Source organism: Marinobacter sp. AC-23, from assembly GCF_001858325.1.
In the GTDB taxonomy this organism is placed as follows: Bacteria; Pseudomonadota; Gammaproteobacteria; order Pseudomonadales; family Oleiphilaceae; genus Marinobacter.
In genome coordinates this window covers 103,308-123,944 of record NZ_MBPP01000006.1, presented here as the reverse complement: position 1 = coordinate 123,944, position 20,637 = coordinate 103,308, and the positions used below count along the sequence as shown (strand labels likewise).

General features: G+C 54.2%; 14 protein-coding genes and 4 pseudogenes. 5 read left to right on the top strand and 13 right to left on the bottom strand.

Going from position 1 to position 20,637, the window contains the following annotated elements; all coding sequences use genetic code 11:
- Nucleotides 1-20 precede the first annotated feature (20 nt).
- From BCA33_RS04080 to guaB, 6 genes and pseudogenes are all read right to left on the bottom strand, one after another.
- A complete protein-coding gene (locus BCA33_RS04080; RefSeq protein ID WP_217632606.1) occupies nucleotides 21-1,109 on the bottom strand; it encodes a nucleotidyl transferase AbiEii/AbiGii toxin family protein in 1,089 nt (362 codons plus the stop codon).
- Nucleotides 1,106-1,738: a DUF6088 family protein gene (locus tag BCA33_RS04075; RefSeq protein WP_217632605.1), complete on the bottom strand. Its 633-nt coding sequence runs from the start codon at nucleotides 1,736-1,738 to the stop codon at nucleotides 1,106-1,108. The genes BCA33_RS04080 and BCA33_RS04075 overlap by 4 nt, the downstream gene beginning before the upstream one ends.
- Nucleotides 1,739-1,933: 195 nt before the next feature.
- Nucleotides 1,934-2,289: pseudogene (locus BCA33_RS22665) on the bottom strand (TetR/AcrR family transcriptional regulator); the annotation flags it as partial.
- A 98-nt stretch (nucleotides 2,290-2,387) separates the two neighbouring features.
- On the bottom strand, nucleotides 2,388-3,956 hold the full coding sequence (locus tag BCA33_RS04060) for a phospholipase D family protein (protein WP_071263610.1): 1,569 nt from the start codon (nucleotides 3,954-3,956) through the stop codon (nucleotides 2,388-2,390).
- Nucleotides 3,916-5,493, bottom strand: a complete 1,578-nt coding sequence (gene guaA, locus BCA33_RS04055; RefSeq protein WP_071263608.1) for a glutamine-hydrolyzing GMP synthase — start codon at nucleotides 5,491-5,493, stop codon at nucleotides 3,916-3,918. Before guaA ends, BCA33_RS04060 begins: the two co-directional genes overlap by 41 nt.
- 61 nt (nucleotides 5,494-5,554) lie before the next feature.
- Nucleotides 5,555-7,018, bottom strand: a complete 1,464-nt coding sequence (gene guaB, locus BCA33_RS04050) for an IMP dehydrogenase (protein WP_071263606.1) — start codon at nucleotides 7,016-7,018, stop codon at nucleotides 5,555-5,557.
- 233 nt (nucleotides 7,019-7,251) lie between these two features.
- On the opposite strand from guaB, the pseudogene xseA reads away from it, so the two are divergent.
- From xseA to BCA33_RS04035, 3 genes and pseudogenes are all read left to right on the top strand, one after another.
- Nucleotides 7,252-8,627, top strand: a pseudogene (xseA, locus tag BCA33_RS04045) (exodeoxyribonuclease VII large subunit).
- Nucleotides 8,628-8,716: 89 nt separating this feature from the next.
- Nucleotides 8,717-10,591 carry a propionyl-CoA synthetase gene (locus BCA33_RS04040; RefSeq protein ID WP_071263605.1) on the top strand — a complete coding sequence of 625 codons (1,875 nt, stop codon included), beginning with the start codon at nucleotides 8,717-8,719 and terminating at the stop codon, nucleotides 10,589-10,591.
- A 112-nt stretch (nucleotides 10,592-10,703) separates the two neighbouring features.
- The gene (locus tag BCA33_RS04035) at nucleotides 10,704-10,913 is read left to right on the top strand and encodes a cold-shock protein (RefSeq protein ID WP_071263603.1); all 210 of its coding nucleotides are present in this window, start codon (nucleotides 10,704-10,706) and stop codon (nucleotides 10,911-10,913) included.
- 97 nt (nucleotides 10,914-11,010) lie between these two features.
- Here the strand turns inward: BCA33_RS04035 and BCA33_RS04030 are convergent, their stop codons facing one another.
- Nucleotides 11,011-12,705: a 2-isopropylmalate synthase gene (locus BCA33_RS04030; RefSeq protein WP_071263601.1), complete on the bottom strand. Its 1,695-nt coding sequence runs from the start codon at nucleotides 12,703-12,705 to the stop codon at nucleotides 11,011-11,013.
- Between the two features lie 146 nt (nucleotides 12,706-12,851).
- On the opposite strand from BCA33_RS04030, the gene BCA33_RS04025 reads away from it, so the two are divergent.
- A complete protein-coding gene (locus BCA33_RS04025; RefSeq protein ID WP_071263599.1) occupies nucleotides 12,852-13,349 on the top strand; it encodes an Lrp/AsnC family transcriptional regulator in 498 nt (165 codons plus the stop codon).
- 108 nt (nucleotides 13,350-13,457) lie between these two features.
- Nucleotides 13,458-15,208: pseudogene (locus tag BCA33_RS04020) on the top strand (proline--tRNA ligase).
- A gap of 63 nt (nucleotides 15,209-15,271) precedes the next feature.
- Here the strand turns inward: BCA33_RS04020 and murB are convergent.
- From murB to msbA, 6 genes and pseudogenes are all read right to left on the bottom strand, one after another.
- Nucleotides 15,272-16,321, bottom strand: coding sequence for a UDP-N-acetylmuramate dehydrogenase (murB, locus tag BCA33_RS04015; RefSeq protein WP_071263598.1), 1,050 nt, complete (start codon nucleotides 16,319-16,321; stop codon nucleotides 15,272-15,274).
- Complete coding sequence (locus tag BCA33_RS04010) at nucleotides 16,318-16,797, bottom strand: low molecular weight protein-tyrosine-phosphatase (protein WP_071263596.1); 480 nt, start codon at nucleotides 16,795-16,797, stop codon at nucleotides 16,318-16,320. Before BCA33_RS04010 ends, murB begins: the two co-directional genes overlap by 4 nt.
- Nucleotides 16,794-17,609, bottom strand: a complete 816-nt coding sequence (kdsB, locus tag BCA33_RS04005; RefSeq protein ID WP_071263595.1) for a 3-deoxy-manno-octulosonate cytidylyltransferase — start codon at nucleotides 17,607-17,609, stop codon at nucleotides 16,794-16,796. The genes BCA33_RS04010 and kdsB overlap by 4 nt, the downstream gene beginning before the upstream one ends.
- A gap of 27 nt (nucleotides 17,610-17,636) precedes the next feature.
- Nucleotides 17,637-17,825 carry a Trm112 family protein gene (locus tag BCA33_RS04000; RefSeq protein ID WP_071263593.1) on the bottom strand — a complete coding sequence of 63 codons (189 nt, stop codon included), beginning with the start codon at nucleotides 17,823-17,825 and terminating at the stop codon, nucleotides 17,637-17,639.
- A gap of 19 nt (nucleotides 17,826-17,844) precedes the next feature.
- On the bottom strand, nucleotides 17,845-18,882 hold the full coding sequence (lpxK, locus tag BCA33_RS03995) for a tetraacyldisaccharide 4'-kinase (RefSeq protein WP_071263591.1): 1,038 nt from the start codon (nucleotides 18,880-18,882) through the stop codon (nucleotides 17,845-17,847).
- Nucleotides 18,879-20,629 (bottom strand): annotated as a pseudogene (gene msbA, locus BCA33_RS03990) (lipid A export permease/ATP-binding protein MsbA). The gene lpxK and the pseudogene msbA overlap by 4 nt, the downstream one beginning before the upstream one ends.
- Between the last annotated feature and the right edge of the window lie 8 nt (nucleotides 20,630-20,637).

Genomic DNA, 20,637 nt, shown 5'->3' with positions numbered 1-20,637 from the left:
TAAACCTGGCCTCAGTCTTCTTAGATATGCTCGTGACCGTCAGACTCTGAAAAGTTCTCTGCCGGCTGTGCGTTCAGGGATTTCTCAAGCCGGGCTATGTCCTCAATAATCGCATCGAACGCGGGAGCTTCGCCGAAAATCATTCCCGACATGGCGCGATAATCGCGCCGAAGGTCGTCGAGCATTTTTCCTTCTGGACGAATAGAAAACGTAGGCGCTACTGCTGTCGCGAGGTCGAAAGGGGGGCGATTGAAGAACATGCGGGCATGTAAAATGCAGTCGGCACCAAGCTCGCGATCCTGCAACGCCTTTTTTCCGACTACCGACGCCAACAACTGACAGGCATCGTAATAGTGACGGGACACGCGCTGGCCATTTCCTTTGAGCTCGCCGCGGTTATCGAACCAGCGCCGAAGTCCATGCAAGATCACGATTTTGTCCCAGAAGGTCCGTTGCGCATCCACCGTTGTGACATTGCCGACACCAAGGTCGATGCCGGGTACATCGTGCTCGAGATAAGGCCGGATGGTCCGGTCGGTGTTGGGGTCAAGTGCTGATTTGGCCCCCGACTCTATTTTCACCGCCTTGGTGACATACGTGTCGACAGGCGTCGCAGTCGGGTAACGTAGATAAAGCGCTTGGCTGTCTTCAGGATCTGGCTCGACGAAAAACTGGCCAGCATCGAACCCGTTACGACTCGCAGTCTCGCTAACGATCGCTGAGAGCCCGGCTAAACACGAACCATTGATGTAAGTCTCACAGGCTGCCTTGATGTCATCCAGAGCCTTGCTGCGCTTCTTGCCGCTGAGTGCTTTTAGTTCTTCGTATGAAGCCGCTTCTCCCAGATCGTCACGAAATACGGTGACGTCGATATCCTCCGAGAATCGTCTGATCAGACCAAACCCTTTGGAGAGCGACGTACCGCCCTTAAAAAGCAGTCGTGGTCTGTCTGACAGTCCGTTGAAAAGCGCATCGAGAGTCCAACAAACCCAGAAATCCTTTTCGACATTCTGGGGAGTGGTTCCCAAGCGCTGAGCCGTTGTCGTAAAAAGGCCCAACCTCGTCTCGTGATCCGCCGCCATAATCTGATCGAATGCAGGATTCATCATGAGCCCACCTCTTCTTTGAGCATCGGTCGCAGCAAATTCTGCATCCACGTTGGCAGTGTCGGTAGGCCCTCAAAAAGATCCTCTCGGAGGATTCGCCCATCGGCCGGATTATGAAGAATTGCGTTCAAACGACGGATCAGAATCTGAGCTTCATCGCCTTGGCCCATCGTATCCCGCAACCAATGCAGCGCCTGAACGATGCGCATGGCTGGCCGTCCTGCCCAATAGAGCTTGCTTGCAGCCGTTGGCTTGAAGATGATTTCCATTTGGCCAAGCGGGATTGATTTAAGCCGTGCATCAGCATGCACAACGATCTTCGCAGGAACCGCATTCGTCAATCCGAGATCATTTGCTGCGGTCATGCCATCGACAAGTACGCGTATTTGATCCCTACGGGCAATCGCATCAATAACGTGTCTTGGATCGGGGGGGCTGCATTTTTGTGTCAGACTATTGATAGATGGCTTGTCATAAAGGCCACGATCAATCCGCCGCAAATTCCCGGCGCGCACCAGTCTCTGCAGCGTTTTGTCCACGGCACCTCGCATGCCAAGGTCGAGGAAATCTTGTGGTGTCCAGACACCTCGTTGCGCGCCATTGCCGATTCGCGCCAAGATCCTGGATTTCAAGTCTAAAGTAGCATCCTTCATGTCCGAAATTTGTAGCATTATTTCGGACATTCTTCAAGCAATGCACACTTAATCTGACTAAGATTGAGCTGGATCCAGCCAACAATACAGACCAGACGCTCACAACCAACCAGAGAGTCGCATGGATCTTCAGAACAACGCTGGGCTGGCGCTGGAGCATTCAACTCCAAAATCTTACCAGAACAAGAACAACGGAAGTTTTGCGCAGGCAATTCCGCGCCGGTATATGGCAAACACGCTTGGCGCATCCCTACGCATTTGCTCCATCTCACCCGAAATCAGCGATTGCATGATCAAACCCTGAATGGTGCCAATAAATAGGATGGCCGCCGCATGGTTATCCAGGTTCGGGGTCAACTCTCCGCGTAATGCTTGAGCAACTCGTGCGCCAGGCGTTTTGCCGGCGTCGATTTGGCGCCCTGAAGTTCGCCGAATAACATGCGCGGGGCCCCGGGGTGTTCTGAGACAAAGTTGATATGGACCAGAAACATGGTCTGCATCGCTTCAAGTGGTGAGTCAATGCCTTCCGCGCAAGGTTGAGGAAGTAACACTTGGCATTCCTGTGCTGATGCGGGTGCTCGAAAGTGGCGGCGAAGGCAGGACTTGCTACGAAAACGACTATTCGAAGTTACAGATACTTCTCCATGGGCAGCAAGCTGAACAGGCCGGATTTAAAACGCCGCCAGAATCCCGTGGCCGGTTCGTGCGCCCAGGATTGCCCCTCATCCGCCGACCAGAGTAGCTGTCCATCCGCGTCACGGGTCACTCGCCAACTGTTCCCCGGCACCATTGCCGCTTCAATGTCCTGCGCAAGCTGCACTGCCAGTTGGGGGCTGTGGATCACCAGCACCGTTTCAGAATTCAGGTAGATCGAACGCAGATTGATGTTGAACGAGCCGATGTACAAGGTTTTGCGATCGAACACCGCCGACTTTGCATGCAGGCCCACCGCACCCTGACCGCAGAAACCCGGCATCTCAATCCAATTCGCACAGCCTGCTGCGTCGGGCCGCAGTTCATACAGTTCCAGCCCGCTGGCAAGCATCGCACCGCGACGACGTGCGTAGCCGGCATGATTGGTGGTGAGGTCATTAGAGGCCAGTGAATTGGTCAGGGCCAAGACACGGACACCCCGCGCCCTGGTCTTTTTCAGTATATCGAGCTGATCGTCTCCGAGAATGAGATAAGCGGATTCCACCAGAATTTCTTTGTCGGCCTGCTCAACAAGTTTGTGCAGTGCTTGGGCACTGCGCTGAGGGCGATCGGTAGCTGCCTGGCTATTCACCAACGGTGAATCGAACACCAGCTCTCCCTCAGCCCAGATCAGTACCGATAGCGTCTGTGTCATGTACTCAAGCGCCGCGGTCGCGTTTTGCGGCGGCACCCGGGTGAGACCGGTGGTATCGGATGCTGCCAAACGGACCTGATCCAACTGTGCGTTCAGACCCTGCCCCTGCGCAGCGTCAGGCTCCAACTGGTTAATGGGATAGCTTGACGCGCTGTTCCAAAACGCATCGAAATTGGCAGACAGATCAGCAACGATCGGGCCTGCTATCAGGACATCGCGGTCGCGGAAATTCACCTGTGGGTGTAGATCGAAATACTCGTCTCCGATATTGCGGCCACCCATGATGCCTAGCGCGCCATCGGCCACGAAGGTCTTGTTGTGCATACGCTGATTGAGACGCTGAAAGTCGGTGAGAAAGCCCAGCCATTTACCGATACCCCGGCGAACCGCGAAGGGATTGTAGATGGCGATCTCGATATTGGGATGCCGATCCAGCGCGACGAGCATCGTATCGCCGCCATCTACGTTGATATCATCGAGCAACAACCTCACACGCACACCGCGGTCGGCGGCCACCAGCAGACGTCGCGCCAGATACGTTCCCGACACATCGCCGTTCCAGATGTAGTACTGCGCGTCAATACTTTGTTCGGCAGCCTCAATCAGCGCGGCGCGCTGAAGAAAAGCCTGCAGGCCGGTGTCCTGAATGTAAAACCCGGAATCACCCGGTTGGCCCTGCAGATGAGGCTGAATCTCGCGGCCCAGGCGCGTTTCCTCCGGGCGATCAAACGCGTACGACAGCGACGATGCATTTAGCGGGGGCAGTTGGGCACAACCCTGTATAAACAGAGCCGCGACCAGAAGATAGCTACTCCCACTCAATCGTAGCGGGCGGCTTGGAAGACACATCATAGGTCACCCGTGATACACCGCTGATCTCATTGATGATGCGGTTAGACACAGTTTCCAGCAGCTCATAAGGCAGATGCGCCCAGCGAGCTGTCATGAAATCGATGGTTTCAACGGCCCGCAGTGCGATTACCCACTCGTAGCGTCGGGCGTCGCCCACCACACCCACAGATTTCACCGGCAGGAATACCGCAAAGGCCTGGCTGGTTTTGTGGTAAAAATCAGCGCGGTGCAATTCTTCCAGGAAGATGGCATCGGCGCGGCGCAGGATGTCGGCGTAGTCTTTCTTCACCTCCCCCAGAATGCGCACACCTAAACCCGGGCCCGGGAATGGGTGGCGATAAACCATGTCGTACGGCAGGCCTAGCTCCAAACCAATGCGCCGAACTTCGTCTTTAAACAACTCACGCAACGGCTCTACCAGCTTCATCTTCATGGTTTCCGGCAGGCCACCCACATTGTGATGCGATTTGATCACATGGGACTTGCCGGTTTTTGAAGCCGCCGATTCAATCACGTCTGGATAAATCGTACCCTGAGCCAGCCAGTTCACATCTTTAATGCGTGTGGCTTCTTCATCGAACACGTCAATGAAGGTATTGCCAATCACTTTGCGCTTCTGCTCAGGATCGCTAACGCCCTTGAGGTTGGTCAGGAAGCGCTCTTCCGCATCGGCGCGAATCACTTTTACGCCCATGCTGCTACCGAACATGTCCATTACCTGATCGCCTTCGTTCAGGCGCAGCAGGCCGTTATCTACAAACACACAGGTAAGCTGGTCGCCAATCGCCTTGTGCAGAAGTGCTGCGGTAACCGACGAATCCACGCCGCCAGACAGGCCCAACAGCACTTTATCGGTACCAACCTGCTCACGGATCTTGTTTACAGCGTCATCAACAATTTTGGCCGGTGTCCACAAGGCTTCGCAGCCGCAGATTGTCATTACAAAGTGCTCAAGAATGCGCTTGCCTTGTAGAGTGTGAGTCACTTCCGGATGAAACTGCAGGCCGTAAAGATTGCGAGACATATCCTGCATAGCTGCTATAGGCGCACTTTCGGTAGAAGCCAGCAGTTCAAACCCCTCGGGCATGGCCACAACTTTGTCACCATGGCTCATCCACACGTCTAACAGAGATTCGCCAGTCGCAGTCAGGTGATCCGTGATGTCTTCCAGCAGCGGGCCTTTGGCTCGCACTTTCACTTGGGCATAACCAAATTCACGCTTCTCTGAGCTGGCAACCCGGCCGCCCAATTGTTCGGCCATGGTTTGCATGCCGTAACAGATACCCAGCACCGGAATGCCACGCTCAAATAACCCTTCTGGCGCGCGAGGACAATCCAACTCTGTAACCGACTCCGGTCCACCGGCCAGCAGAATGCCTTTGGGGTTGAAATCTTCCAGTTCTTCGTCGGTGATATCGAACGCGCGAACTTCGCAGTACACGCCAATGTCACGCACCCGACGTGCAATTAGCTGGGTGTACTGAGAACCAAAATCCAGAATCAGGATACGGTGGTCGTGAATGTTGTGGGCCATAGAATCCTCGAAAAAATAAACTGTGCGGCTCTGACATGAGCCGCACTCAGGCTGCCTGTTCTCAGCTAGCGCGGTAATTTGGCGCTTCTTTGGTGATGGTTACGTCGTGCACATGGCTCTCACGCATGCCGGCGCCAGTAATGCGCACAAACTGCGGCTTGGTGCGCATGTCGGTCATGGTTGCACTTCCGGTGTAACCCATGGATGCGCGCAGGCCACCGATCAACTGATGGATGATATTGCGCATTGGCCCTTTACAGGCAACGCGACCTTCAATGCCTTCCGGCACCAACTTATCAATCCCTTTACTGGCATCCTGGAAATAGCGGTCACTTGACCCCTGCCCCATGGCGCCTATTGATCCCATGCCACGATAGGCCTTGTAGCTGCGACCCTGATAGAGTTCGATTTCGCCGGGCGCTTCATCGGTGCCCGCCAACAGGCTGCCAATCATCACGCAGTGGGCGCCAGCAACGATAGCTTTGGAAATGTCGCCAGAGAAGCGCACGCCACCATCAGCAATTAGCGGAATGTCACGATCTTTCAGCGCTTCAGCAACGCTGGATACGGCAGAAATCTGCGGCACGCCCACGCCAGCCACAATGCGGGTGGTGCAGATAGAGCCTGGGCCAATACCCACTTTCACGGCATCTACACCGGCATCAGCCAACGCTATAGCCGCTTCACCGGTGGCAATGTTGCCGCCGATCACCTGAAGGTCCGGATAGTGCTTTTTAATCCAGCGCACTCTCTCGATGACTCCGCGCGAGTGGCCGTGGGCAGTGTCCACAACAATGACATCCACGCCGGCATCGGCCAGTGCAATAATCCGAGCATCGGTATCACCGCCAGTACTCACCGCCGCGCCCACACGCAAGCGCCCCTGGCTGTCTTTACAGGCCAGCGGGTAATCTTTGGATTTTTGAATATCTTTAGCGGTAATCAGACCGCGAAGCTGAAAATCAGCATTTACCACCAGTACTTTTTCAATGCGATGGCGGTGCAGCAATTCTTTAACCTCATCCAGGCTAGCGCCTTCTTGCACAGTCACCAGTTTCTCTTTCGGTGTCATGATCTGGTGCACCGGTGTATCCATGCTGCTCTCAAAACGGATGTCCCGACCGGTAACAATGCCAACCAGCTCGGTTCCGTCAACCACCGGCAAACCGGAGATATTGTTGGCCATGGTGATTTCCATCAGCTCGCGCACGGTGTTTTTCGGGCTGACAGTAATCGGGTCTTTTACCACGCCACTTTCGAATTTTTTCACCCTACGCACTTCAGCGGCCTGCTGATCCGGGTTCATGTTTTTATGCATAATGCCAATACCGCCTTCCTGGGCCATGGCAATTGCCAGCTCTGCGTCGGTTACCGTATCCATGGCCGCAGACACCAGCGGTATGTTCAACGTAATCGTCCGGGTTAGCCTGGTGCGCAGGTCTACTTGGTGTGGCAGAACCTCGGAATAACCGGGTACCAACAGTACGTCATCAAATGTGAGAGCTTCTTCGGCAATTCGCAGCATTGGGATCGGCCTTTTGAACGTGCTAAATTTAAACCTTCCGCGCGGCACCTGTTGTAGATATGAAGGTGCAACCGCAAAGTAAAATGCGTAATCGAACCATTATAAAGAGGTGTCGCAGGTCAGTAAACTGCGCAATTTCCTCTCAATTACCGCATGCGTTTGAAATTCCAGCAATTTACACTCATATTTCTCGGCATTTGCGTATATGCACATAGGCCGGCCAGGAGCTTTTGGTGAACGACGTGTTTCAGGATACCCGGCCCAGAACGCTGTCTGTCAGCGAACTGAACCACCAGGCCAGGCACCTGCTGGAATCCAGCTTCATGCAGGTATGGGTTGAAGGCGAGCTCTCGGGCTTCTCGCGCCCTTCATCCGGCCACTGGTATTTTTCCCTGAAGGATCAAAAATGCCAGATTCGTTGTGCCATGTTCCGGGGGATGAACCAGCGCATTCGCAGCATTCCAAAAGAAGGTGACAAGGTTCGCATTCGCGGCAAGGTGACCCTGTACGAAAACCGAGGCGATTTTCAGATTATTGCTGAGCACATTGAGCCCGCAGGCTTGGGTGCGTTGCAGCAGGCTTTCGAGGAGCTGAAACGTAAACTTCAGGCAGAAGGCCTGTTTGAGGCAGGCAGAAAGAAGCCGATTCCCACCCTGCCTACGCACATCGGCGTGGTTACCTCCCCAACCGGCGCCGCTATACACGATATCCTCACGGTTCTGGCCCGGCGTTGCCCAGGCATCCCGGTCACGCTTTACCCCACAACGGTCCAGGGCCAGCCCGCGACCGCAGAAATAGTAAGGGCTATTGGGCTGGCACAAGCGCACGGGGTTGCCGACGTACTGATTGTCGGGCGTGGTGGCGGCTCACTGGAGGATCTTTGGTGCTTTAATGAAGAAGCCGTGGCCAGAGCATCGCGGCCTGCGCTATTCCCACGGTGAGCGCCGTTGGCCATGAGACCGACGTTACGATTGCCGACTTTGTGGCAGACCTGCGAGCGCCAACACCCTCTGCGGCGGCGGAGAAAGTATCGCCCGACCAAAGAGACATACTCCGGCAGATAAACGATCGCGAATTCCGGCTCGCAAACGCCGCTAAAAGAGCGCTTCAGCGACTTAGTACAAAACTGGAGCATCTCTCCGCGCGCCTTCGGGATCCCCGTCGCGAACTGCTGGAAAAGGCCCAACGCCTGGATGGCCTGGAACTGCGGCTTGGCAAAGCCATGGAGCAGCACCTGAATCGCTCCCAGGTGCGTAGCAGTCACTTAACGCAGCGGCTTGTTATGCAATCCCCTCGAAAGCAGCTTACTGGCAGTCGTGAAGCCCTTGAGCGCTCAGCCTATCAGCTGGACAAGGCGGTACAGGGGATACTGACAAAACTTCAGGATAGGCTGGAGCATACGGCTGGCGCCCTCAACGTGGTAAGCCCACTGGCCACGCTGGGACGCGGGTATGCCATTGTTCGCGATGAACAGGGCAACATCATCCGCAACGCCCCTGACGTTGCCGCAGGCGACTGGATTTCTGCCCACGTGGCAAACGGCATGTTCACGGCTGAGATCAAATCCGTAAATCCAGGCGACAGTTGGCCCCAAAACCCGGGGAACTAATCCAATGGTCTACTGGATCACTGCCTCAAAGCGCCTAAAGTTGGGATAACTAACAACAGAATAACATCAGGCACTACGAGGCAGAAGGTATGGACTACAACTCAGAGTTCCGGAGATCAATAGACAAACCGGAAGAGTTCTGGCGCGAGAAGGCAGGCAGCATTGACTGGATCCAGCCGCCCGAGACCATCTGGCAGGCAACCGATAATGGACATGGCCGATGGTTTCCTGATGCGACGCTCAATACGTCTGACGTAGCCCTGGACGCCAACGTACGAGCCGGACGCGGAGATCAAAAAGCCCTCATCTACGACTCGCCGGTTACAGGTACAAAGTGTAGCTATACCTACACAGAACTAACCGACGAAGTTGCACGCTTCGCCGGCGCCTTGAAAGCACAGGGAATCAGCAAAGGTGACGTGGTCATCATCTACATGCCCATGATTCCGGAAGCGGTCATCGCAATGCTGGGCTGCGCTCGCATTGGTGCAGTTCACTCAGTGGTTTTCGGCGGTTTTGCAGCCCACGAGCTCGCAGTAAGAATCGACGATGCTCAACCCAAAGCCGTCATCACAGCATCCTGCGGTATAGAGGTTGCGAAAGTGATCGAATACAAACCCTTGGTGGACAAAGCCATTGAGCAAGCTTCCCACAAGCCTGATTTCTGCCTGGTTTATCAACGGCCTCAAGTAAAAGCTCAAATGCACAGTGGCCGCGACCACGACTGGGTCGATCTGGTGGCCAATGCCGAGCCGGCTGATCCAGTTCCAGTTAAAGCCACCGACCCGCTTTATGTGCTTTACACCTCAGGCACCACCGGTAAGCCAAAAGGTGTGGTAAGAGACAACGGTGGCCATGCGGTGGCCCTTAAATACAGCATGAAGCTGGTTTATGATGCCCGCCCAGGCGACGTGTTCTGGGCAGCCTCCGACGTGGGTTGGGTCGTAGGCCATAGCTATATTGTGTACGCCCCTTTATTTGCTGGCTGCACAACCATTCTTTATGAAGGCAAACCCGTAAAAACGCCCGACGCTGGCGCCTTTTGGCGAGTTGTTCAGGAACACAGTGTGAACCTGCTGTTTACTGCACCCACAGCCTTCCGCGCGGTGCGCAAGGAAGATCCAGAAGCCGATCAACTCTCACGCTACGATATCAGCTCGCTAAGATGCATCTTTCTTGCGGGTGAGCGCCTGGACCCACCTACTTATGAGTGGCTCAGTGAGCACACCCAGCTCCCCATTATGGATCACTGGTGGCAAACGGAAACTGGCTGGGCCATATGCTGCAATCCGGTTGGCATCGAGACCTTGCCTATCAAGCCTGGGTCGGCAACCGTTCCAGCACCTGGCTATAACGTACAGGTTGTGGATCCACGCGGCAGTCAAATGCCAGCGGGAGAACAAGGCCAGATTGCAGTCAAGCTGCCACTCCCCCCCGGGTGCCTGGTAACAGTCTGGGGTGATGATCAGCGCTTCCAAGACAGTTACCTCACTCTCATACCAGGTTTTTACAGCTCGGGTGATGGCGGTTTTATTGATGAAGATGGCTATGTTTTTGTTATGGGCCGCACAGATGATGTCATTAACGTTGCCGGCCACCGCCTCTCCACCGGTGAGATGGAAGAAGTGGTTGCAGCGCATCCGGCCATTGCCGAGTGCTGCGTGGTAGGTGCTCACGACGACATGAAAGGCCAGGTTCCGCTCGGCCTGGTACTTATAAAAGACGGCGCCACCATTGATCATGACGAGCTCGAAGAAGAGCTGGTTGAAATGGTGCGAGACAAGATTGGCGCCATCGCCTGCTTTCGCCGAGCGCTAGTGGTAGAACGCCTACCCAAGACCCGGTCCGGCAAGATCCTGCGGCGGGTTATCCGTCAAATCGCTGATGGGGAAGAATACGCGGTGCCAAGCACCATTGATGACCCGGCTATCCTTGAAGAAATCAGCGAACAGTTCCACCGCTGAAAGAAGCCGTTCAGACAACGTTGACGACCCCCAAAGTCGGTCTATACTAAATTTGCTGTGGAAAATCTTCAGCGCCCCGTGAGGGGGAATCTCAGAAATACAGGAAAGATCAATGTCAGATACAAAAACAGGCAGCGTAAAGTGGTTTAACGAATCCAAAGGGTTCGGCTTCATTGCTCAGGACGGCGGCGATGACGTCTTTGTGCACTACAGTGCCATCAACTCTGGCGGGTTCCGTACCCTGACCGAAGGTCAGCAAGTACAGTTCACCGTCACACAGGGCCCAAAAGGCCCACAGGCGGAAAACGTAACACCCGTTTAACCTTTGCCCCTCACGGGCATGGAAGAATGCAACAAGCCGGCACCTGTGCCGGCTTGTTGCATTTTGAGCGAAATAAACGAGTAATGGGCTCGCCTTATCAGGCGCTTACCGCACCTTCCTGGCTGCCAACCTTGCCCTCAAACTCACCCGCTGCTTGGGCGACTGCGGAAAACAATGCCTGCAGAGTTGCGGAGGTTGTATCTTCGGCCAAGGCTGCCGCACTGCAATGCTTGCCTCCGGCGGTCAAACGGATACAGGCCAGCGCATTGGCCTGGGTGCCCTCTCCCAACGCAAACTCATCATAGGCTTCTACCGCTATAGCAAACCCAAAGCGCTTCTCCAGCGCAGCAGAAACTGCCTCCACCGCACCAAGGCCATGTCCTTCGAGCCTCGCCGGGGCCGATTCACAACCAAAGGTCACCTCAGCGTAAACGCCATTCTCATCTCTGTGCAGATCATAGCCACGCAGCGCCCAGTCGTCATGAACCTTCAGGTAACGTTGCTCAAACAAGCTATGAATGGCCATTGAATCAATCTCGCCACCATTCGTTTCTGCGGCCTGTTGAACCACCTTGCTGAACTCGATCTGCAGCCAGCGCGGCAAGCTGATGTTGTAGTCTCGCTCGAGGATATAGGCCACCCCGCCTTTACCAGATTGGCTGTTGATACGCACAACCTCTTCGTACCGACGACCCAAATCAAATGGATCTATAGGCAAATACGCGACATTCCATGCATCCCCATCTTTTCTACGCGCCAGGCATTTACGAATGGCGTCCTGATGGCTACCCGAGAACGCGGTGAACACCAGCTCGCCAGCGTACGGATGGCGAGGATGGGTAGAGATTTCAGTACAGGCCTCAACAACCTCCGTAATCTCCGCCATGCCAGACAAATCCAGCGTGGGGTCAATACCCTGGGAATACAGGTTCATAGCCATGGTTACCAAATCCATGTTGCCCGTGCGCTCACCGTTGCCCATCAGCGTACCTTCAACGCGATCTGCCCCGGCCATAACCGCCAACTCCGCCGCTGCCACACCACAGCCCCGGTCATTGTGGGTGTGCACACTGATGCTTATGTAGTCCCGGCGGCGAATGTTGTCACACACCCATTCGATCTGATCTGCGAACACGTTCGGCGTGGACATTTCCACAGTTGCAGGCAAGTTAATAATAACCGGCTGCCCTTCATCTGGGCGCCATACGTCCGATACCGCATCAATAACTTCAACGGCAAAATCCAATTCTGTGCCTGTAAAGCTCTCCGGCGAGTACTGAAAAGTCCACTCCGTTTCTGGATGCTGAGCAGCCAAATCCTTGACCACTTGAGCGCCCCTTACCGCGATGTCCCGGATTCCCGCCCGATCCAGCCCAAACACCTGCTCACGCTGTACCGTCGACGTAGAGTTATAAACGTGAACAATGGCGCGACGGGCACCTTTCAAGGCCTCATAGGTGCGTTCAATCAACGCTGGCCGTGCCTGGGTAAGCACCTGGATTTTCACATCCTCAGGAATTCGGTTTTCTTCAATCAGCTTGCGGCAAAAATCAAAATCCGGCTGGCTAGCTGCGGGAAAGCCGATTTCGATCTCCTTGAACCCCAGTTTTACGAGCAAATCGAACATGCGCTGTTTCTGGGCAACATTCATAGGCTTTACCAGAGCCTGGTTGCCATCGCGAAGATCCACCGCACACCAAGTGGGTGCCTTTTGGATAACCTTGTCTGGCCAGCGGCGATCAGTTTTGGCCACCGGCCGAAAAGCTGCGTATTTGCGATGATCAAAAGCCATGCTTGTGGTTCTCCGTAGCGGTTCGGGGGTTCTATGTTCAGGAATCAAGTTTAACGCCTTTCTGGCGACAGGTGATTGCGAAATAGCTCCTTAAAGCGTACTTTATTGGCTATTCCTGCCATTAACTCAAACGATAAAGCAATTTTATGCTGCCAAATAACGACATTCTCATACAAATAGACAAAATAGACCGGAAGATTCTGGCCCAGATCCAAAAAGACGCGTCCCTGACCAACCAGCAGCTTGCAGAAAAAGTGGGGTTATCCCCCTCCCCCTGCCTGAGACGAGTACGCGCCCTTGAAGATGCGGGCATTATTGTGCGCACGGTAACGGTGCTTGATCACAAAAAGCTCGGCCTCTCACTGACTGCTATCATTCTGATAGGGATGGACCGGCACACACCTGAGCGCTTTGCAGCGTTTGAAGAACAGGTGAGTGAATACCCTGAAGTGCTGGAGTGCTATCTGGTCACAGGGCACGATGCAGATTACATGCTGAAAGTGGTGGTGCCCGATATGGATCAATACCATCACTTTCTGCTCAACCGAATAACCCGGATTCAGGGCGTCAGCGGCGTTCACTCAAGCTTTGTTTTAAAGCGTGTTATTGATAGCACGGCCCTGCCTCTGGGGTATTTGTCGTAACTTCTCGCCCACTGGCCGGATAAAGCTTTCGCCGTCTGTACCTTGTGCGGAAGCTCCGTACAATAAACGCCACTTTATTCTATGAAACACCACTGAACGGAAACCACAATGCGAGCAAGCCGTTATCTGATTGCAACCCAGAAAGAGACGCCTTCTGACGCCGAGGTTATCAGCCACCAGCTGATGTTGCGTGCAGGCATGATCCGGAAACTGGCGGCCGGCCTTTACACATGGCTGCCCATGGGCTTGCGGACCTTGCGCAAGGTAGAGCGGATTGTTCGTGAAGAAATGGATAAAAGCGGCGCGCAGGAATTGCTGATGCCGGCGATTCAACCAGCAGAGCTCTGGGAAGAGTCCGGGCGCTGGACGCAATATGGTGGTGAGCTACTAAGAATGAATGACCGCCACGGCCGTGAGTTCTGTTTTGGCCCCACCCACGAAGAAGTCATTACCGACCTGGTCCGCAATGAGCTGAAAAGCTACAAGGAACTGCCGGCCAGCTTCTATCAGATCCAGACCAAGTTCCGCGACGAGCGTCGTCCCCGCTTCGGGTGATGCGCGCCCGGGAGTTCATCATGAAGGACGCCTACTCCTTTCACGTGAATGCCGAATCCCTGGATGAAACCTATCAGGTTATGCACCGCACCTACTGCGCCATCTTTGACCGCCTGGGCCTGGATTACCGGCCGGTACAAGCCGATTCAGGTGCCATTGGCGGCAGTGCGTCCCATGAATTCCATGTGCTCGCCTCCTCAGGCGAAGACGACATTGTATTCAGCACTGACAGCGATTACGCCGCCAACATCGAAAAGGCCGAAGCCGTTGCCCCATCTGGCGAGCGCGCAGCACCGGCTGAAGAGTTGAAAGAGATTGCAACGCCGGATCAGCGCACCATTGAGGCTATTTCGCAATTTCTGAACATTGATGCCACCCGCACGGTTAAAACTTTGCTGGTTAAAGCAGAAGCGGATGAGGCGAGTGAAGGAAATGAAAAGAACAAGGCCGGCTTGGTTGCCTTGATCTTGCGTGGCGACCATACGTTAAACGAAATTAAAGCAGAAAATTTAGCAGGCGTTGCAGAGCCATTGACCATGGCAACCGATGAAGAAATCGAATCAACCATTGGCTGCAAGCCCGGATCCATTGGCCCGGTAAATCTGAACGTTACCGTTATTGTGGATCGCAGCGCGGCCCACCTTGCCGATTTCGTGTGCGGTGCCAACAAGGAAGGCTACCACCTGACAGGCGTAAACTGGGAACGAGACTTGCCGTTGGGCCGCACTGAAGACATTCGCGATGTTGTAGAAGGCGATGCCAGCCCGGATGGCAAGGGTACGCTGGAAATACGCAGAGGCATTGAAGTTGGCCACATCTTCAAGCTGGGCAACAAATACAGCACCGCCATGAACGCCACGGTACTCGACGAGAACGGTAAAACCGTAATCATGGATATGGGCTGCTACGGAATCGGCGTGTCCCGCATTGTGGCGGCCTCAATTGAGCAGAATCACGATGACAAAGGCATTACCTGGCCGGATGCCATTGCCCCCTTTCAGGTGGCTATTGTTACGCTGAATGCCCACAAAACGCCCGTAGTAGCGGAAGCCGGCGAGAAACTTTACGAGCGGTTAAAGCAGGCGGGCTACGATGTGTTGCTGGACGACCGTAAAGAGCGCCCCGGCGTAAAATTTGCGGATATGGAATTGATCGGAATCCCCCACCGCTTTGTCATTTCAGATCGCGGGCTTGCTGCCGGCACACTGGAGTACAAGGGGCGCAGGGATGCAGACAAGCAGGACATTGCCATCGAAGAGGCTTTGCCGCTTCTGATCAAGGCATCGCCTCGCAAGAGTTTATAAAAGCACTTATTAAGAGATCTGATCCAAGGCCTGTCGCAAGGCCTTGGATCATCGGCCAAGCGGTTAGATGCTCAGTTGTGGCGCTGTGCCGCCTACGATGCCCGGCTCCATCTCCAGCTTTACACCAAAGCGCTCCTTTACCGACTGGCAGATTTCCGAAGCCAGCGCCAAGACATCACGCCCTGTTCCACCAGAATGATTAATCAGCACCAATGCTTGACGGTTATGAACGCCTACGCGGGCATTTCGGTAGCCCTTCCATCCGCTTTGGTCAATCAGCCAAGCTGCAGCAAGCTTTACCTTGCCATTGTATGGATAGCCAACAACGTGTGGGTGCGCAGCCTGAAGTTCACTAAACTGTTCCACAGGCACTACCGGGTTTTTGAAAAAACTACCGGCGTTGGGAATTATCTCCGGATCCGGCAGCTTTCGGCGACGTATCGCCATCACAGCCTCGGCTACTGCTAAAGCATCCAGGTCCTGAGAGACGGCGCTGCCAAGGTAATCTTCAAGATCCCTGTAGCCAAGCTGCAAAGGCTGTGTGCGGGACAACCTGAGCCTTATCTGGGTAATGATGTAGCGGCCGGGCGAGCGCTTGAACAAACTGTCTCTGTAGGCAAAGCCACAATCTGCGTTATCAAGGCAAACAAGCTGGCTGGAATCGCGATCCAGCGCCGTTACGGAGACCAAAGTATCGCCAAGCTCAACGCCGTATGCGCCTATATTCTGAACCGGCGCAGCACCGGCTGTGCCTGGAATAAGCGCCAGATTCTCAATACCCCGGTAACCGGCTCCGGCGGCATAAAGCACTGCTTCGTGCCAGTTTTCGCCAGCCCCCAAAACCAGTGTGGCGCCTGAGTCGTCAACCTTCTCCCAGTATCGCGCTGCTATTCGCATGCGAATCACAAGGCCATCAAAGTCACCCGCAAAAACAAGGTTGCTGCCGCTGCCAAGCACCAATGTTTTTTGCCCGCTCTCTTGCGCCCACGCCAGTGCGCCATGCAAGTCATCCAGGCCTGCAACGTCCATGTAGTGCTTTGCTGTTGCGGATACACTCAGAGTGTTGAGCCTTGATAGCCCAACGTTCTCCTGAAGTTTTGCCTGCAGGCTCACGCCATAACTTCCTGAATACTCCGAAGCAGGCCTGCGCCAGCCTCTTCGATCAAATCAAGCACGTGCTCAAACCCGTCCTCACCTCCGTAATAGGGGTCGGGAACTTCTGCGAATTCAGAGCTGCCATACTCAAGAAACAGTGTGGGTTTCGTGCCACCATTCTGGTGCCAGATGTCTTTTACATCGGCCAAATTCTGGCGATCCATCACCACCACATAGTCGAAGGTGTCCAGGTCTTTCTCGGTAAACTGACGCGCCTTATGCCCGCTGATATCTACCCCTCGCTTCCCTGCAGCTTCCAATGATCGAGAATCAGGCCCTTTACCTATGTGCCAATTGCTGGTTCCACACGAATCGATGTGAATTTGCTCCTGCAACCCAGCCTGTTCTACCAGTTTGCGAAATACACCCTCTGCGGTTGGCGAACGACAAATATTGCCAAGACACACAAAAAGCACACTGGCGTGGTTACTCATGCCCCGTTTTCTCCTGTTTCAATGGATTTGGCCATCCAGGCCCTAACCCGCTGCAAATCCGCTTCCGTGTCAACGCCTGCCGGTGGCGTTCCGGCTGCTACTTCAACATGGATACGAGCACCGTTATACAAAGCTCTAAGCTGTTCCAGGGATTCCGCCTGTTCGGTTGGCGCCGGGGGCCAGGATACAAACTGGGCAAGTACACTAGCGCGGTACCCGTAAATACCAATGTGGCGAAAGTACCCTGAGCCATCCTTAAGAGCAGCCCCCGCATTGGGCGCCGTCAGGTTATCTTTGCCAATATCACTCCAGTAATCCCGTGCCCACGGAATGGGTGCACGACTGAAGTAATGAGCCATACCCTCTACATCAAACACAACCTTCACCACATTGGGGTTGAACACCTGTTCCAGATCATGCAGGCGCTCGCAGAGTGTCGCGATTGCAGCCTCCGGATAACGCTCCAGATTGCCCGCAACCTGGTCGATCAGCTCTGCTGGAATTAAAGGCTCATCACCCTGCACATTCACAACACGGTGATCCGAATCAAGCCCAAGCTTGCGCACAACCTCCTCAAGGCGATCGGTGCCGCTAACATGGTTAGGCGAGGTCATGACAACTTCAGCACCAAATGCCTCACAAGCGGCCTGAATACGTGAATCATCCGTGGCTACAACAATGCGGCTGGCCTGACTTTCTGATGCGCGCTCGCAAACATGCTGAATCATGGGCTTGCCCGCAATATCCAGCAGAGGTTTACCCGGCAAACGGGTAGAGGCATAACGAGCCGGAATCACAACCGTAAAAGACATGGGGTTTCGATCCTGCAGAGAATGTGTTCAGTTTTTGTGAAGGCGCTCGTCGGTGGTAAGCGTGCGGGCCTCAGTAGCCAGCATCACGGGAATACCCTCGCGAATAGGGAAAGCCATGCCATCCTGAAAGCATGTCAGTTCGGTTTTTGCTTCATTCAACTTCAGCTCACCCTTACAAACAGGGCAAGCAAGCATGGCCACGAGTTTTTTATCCATAGTGCAATCTCACTGACAGTTAGGAAGTAGGCGCCTCGGAAATCGCCCGCAATTTTTCAAGAACAGATTCTGACAACGCCCTTGGCAAGGTTGCTTCAACAAAAAGCACCCACGCGTTATCCGGCGCAAAACTGCTGCATTTCACCCCATCTTTGGCAGTCATCACCAGCATGTGACCGGGTTCAGAACCGAGATCTTCAGGGCGAAAACGATGGTGATCCGGGAAAGGTACAGCGATCAATTTTGCACCTAGCTCTTTGAGCGTATCAAAAAAGCGCGTCGGGTTACCTATGCCAGCTATCGCACGAATCTTCTGCCCCTGAAGGCTTTCGGGCGACCGGGTTTCACCGGTTTTCAGGTTAACCAAACGCGTAGGCTGAAGATTCATGGCATACATATGTGAGTGCTTGATGCCCGATAGCGCTTCGGGTGGTACCCGGCCAGCATCGTTGGTAGTGGCTGCCCCGTTAACAATCACATAATCAACCGTGTCTAGCCTGTTGGCGGGCTCTCGCAGAGGCCCAACAGGAATCAACGCACCATTACCTACTCCCCGGGCGCCATCAAACACTGAAAACTCAATATCCCGCGGCAGCCTGTAGTGCTGAAGCCCGTCGTCGCTGATCAGAACATCTCCCAGCGCATGTTCGAGAGCAAACGCTGCCCCACGGCACCTATCCGGATCAACAACCACGGGTGTGCCAGTTGCCTGCGCCAACATAACCGGTTCGTCGCCTGCCAGAGACGGCAATGTATCTTTGGTCACCAATAGTGGGTAATCAGATGCGTTGCCACCATAGCCGCGGCTGAGCACTACGGGGCGCCAGCCGGCAGCTTTTAAGGTATCCACAAGCCAGGCGGTTAAAGGGGATTTGCCGGTGCCTCCGGCTGTGATGTTACCTACAACTACAACCGGCACCGGTAGCTTTTGGGTATGCGTCTTGATCGCTTTGCGTCGCCGTGCTTCAGCAACCGTGCGGTAAAGCCATGAAAGCGGTGTTAACAGAAGCAATGGCCGGCCTTTGCCGTACCAAAGGCGATCTATCAAGGAAATCATGCGTGTTCACTGAACTGCATTTGATGTAACTGAGCATAAGCGCCATTCTTGGCGAGAAGCTCTTCATGGTGCCCGGATTCAACAATGCGGCCATCGTCCATGACCAAAATCCTGTCGGCGCTCTCTATGGTCGAAAGTCTGTGGGCAATAACCAGAGTCGTTCGGCCTTGAATAACGGTTTCCAGGCTTCCTGAATATGCCGTTCAGACTCAGTATCCAACGCCGAGGTAGCCTCATCCAGAATCAGTATGGGGGCATCTTTGAGCAAGGCCCTGGCAATCGCCAGGCGCTGCCGCTGCCCGCCTGAAAGCATGACACCGTTATCACCAATCATGGTGTCCAATCCCTCAGGCATGCGGTCGATAAACTCCAGTGCGTGCGCTTTGCCTGCTGCCTCACGTATTTCTTCCCGGCTGTACTCCCGAAGCGCACCGTAGGCGATATTGGCCGCAATCGAATCGTTAAACAGCACAACGCTTTGAGTAACCAGTGCAATCTGGGCTCGCAACGCTTTTAGCGAAAAGTCCTTGAGTGAGTGTCCATCAATCCGGATATCGCCACCCGTGTACTCGTAAAATCTAGGTAACAAGCTCACCATGGTTGACTTACCACTGCCTGAACGCCCTACCAAGGCCACGCTCTGGCCTGCGGGAATATCAACGGTGATGCCTTCCAATACATTGTCGAGCTGGTCGCGGTAGCGAAACGATACCTGATCAAATTCAATGTTGCCTTCTACACGCTCAGGTGTATAGGATCCGGGATCTTGCTCTGGGGGCTCGTCTATGGTTTTGAATACATCGTGCGCGGCCGCTACACCCTTCTGGATCTTGGCGTGAACCGATGTCACCTGGCGAATCGGCTTGGCCATGGTGGTAGCGGCAGTAATAAACGCAACCAGCTGACCCGTGGTCATACCGCCTCGTATCTCCGGCGCCAGCATGGTCCAAACGAGCGCTGCGATAGCAATCGCAACCAGAGTCTGAATGACGGGAACACTAATGGCTTGAGTAGAGGCCATTTTCAGACTTTGCTTTAAGTTTCTATCATTAACCTTTTGAAAACGCTTCTTTTCGTATTCTTCACCACCAAACGTCCGTACAACCCGATACCCAATAATTGCCTCGGAAGCCACATGAGTTATGTCGCCCATTGAGCCTTGTATACGCTGGCTAATCTTGCGGAACCGCTTGCTGGCGTAGCTCACAACTGCTCCGATCAACGGCCCAACAGCCAGAAAGATCAGAGTCAGCTTCCAGTTGGTGTACAACATAAAACCAAGCAAGCCAACAATCGTAAGGCCTTCCCTGAGGGTAATTGTTACAGCGTTCGTGGTCGCTTCCGCGACCTGTTCAACGTTAAAAGTCAGTTTGGAGACCAGCCTACCGGCTGCGTTTTCATCAAAGTAGCGGGACGGGAGTGCCATCAATCGGTTGAACACATCGTTGCGGAGCGAGTTAATAACCTGTCGTCCAACATAGCTAATGAAGTACTGGCTCAGAAATGTTCCTATACCACGGAACGTGAACATACCTACAATTAACGCAGTCAGCAGTATCCGGTTTTGCTGGGTGGGGTTTTCAATGGCCGCTATCACATATTCCATGGCTGCGGCCATTCCCGTGGACGCTGCCGCATAAATAACGTTACCTAAAACCGCAAGAGAAAACGCCAGCCAAAAAGGTTTTACATAGGCCAGAAGGCGCTTGTATGTCTCCCAGCTTTCGCCCGGCTGAACCTGTTTGATGTCTGGTT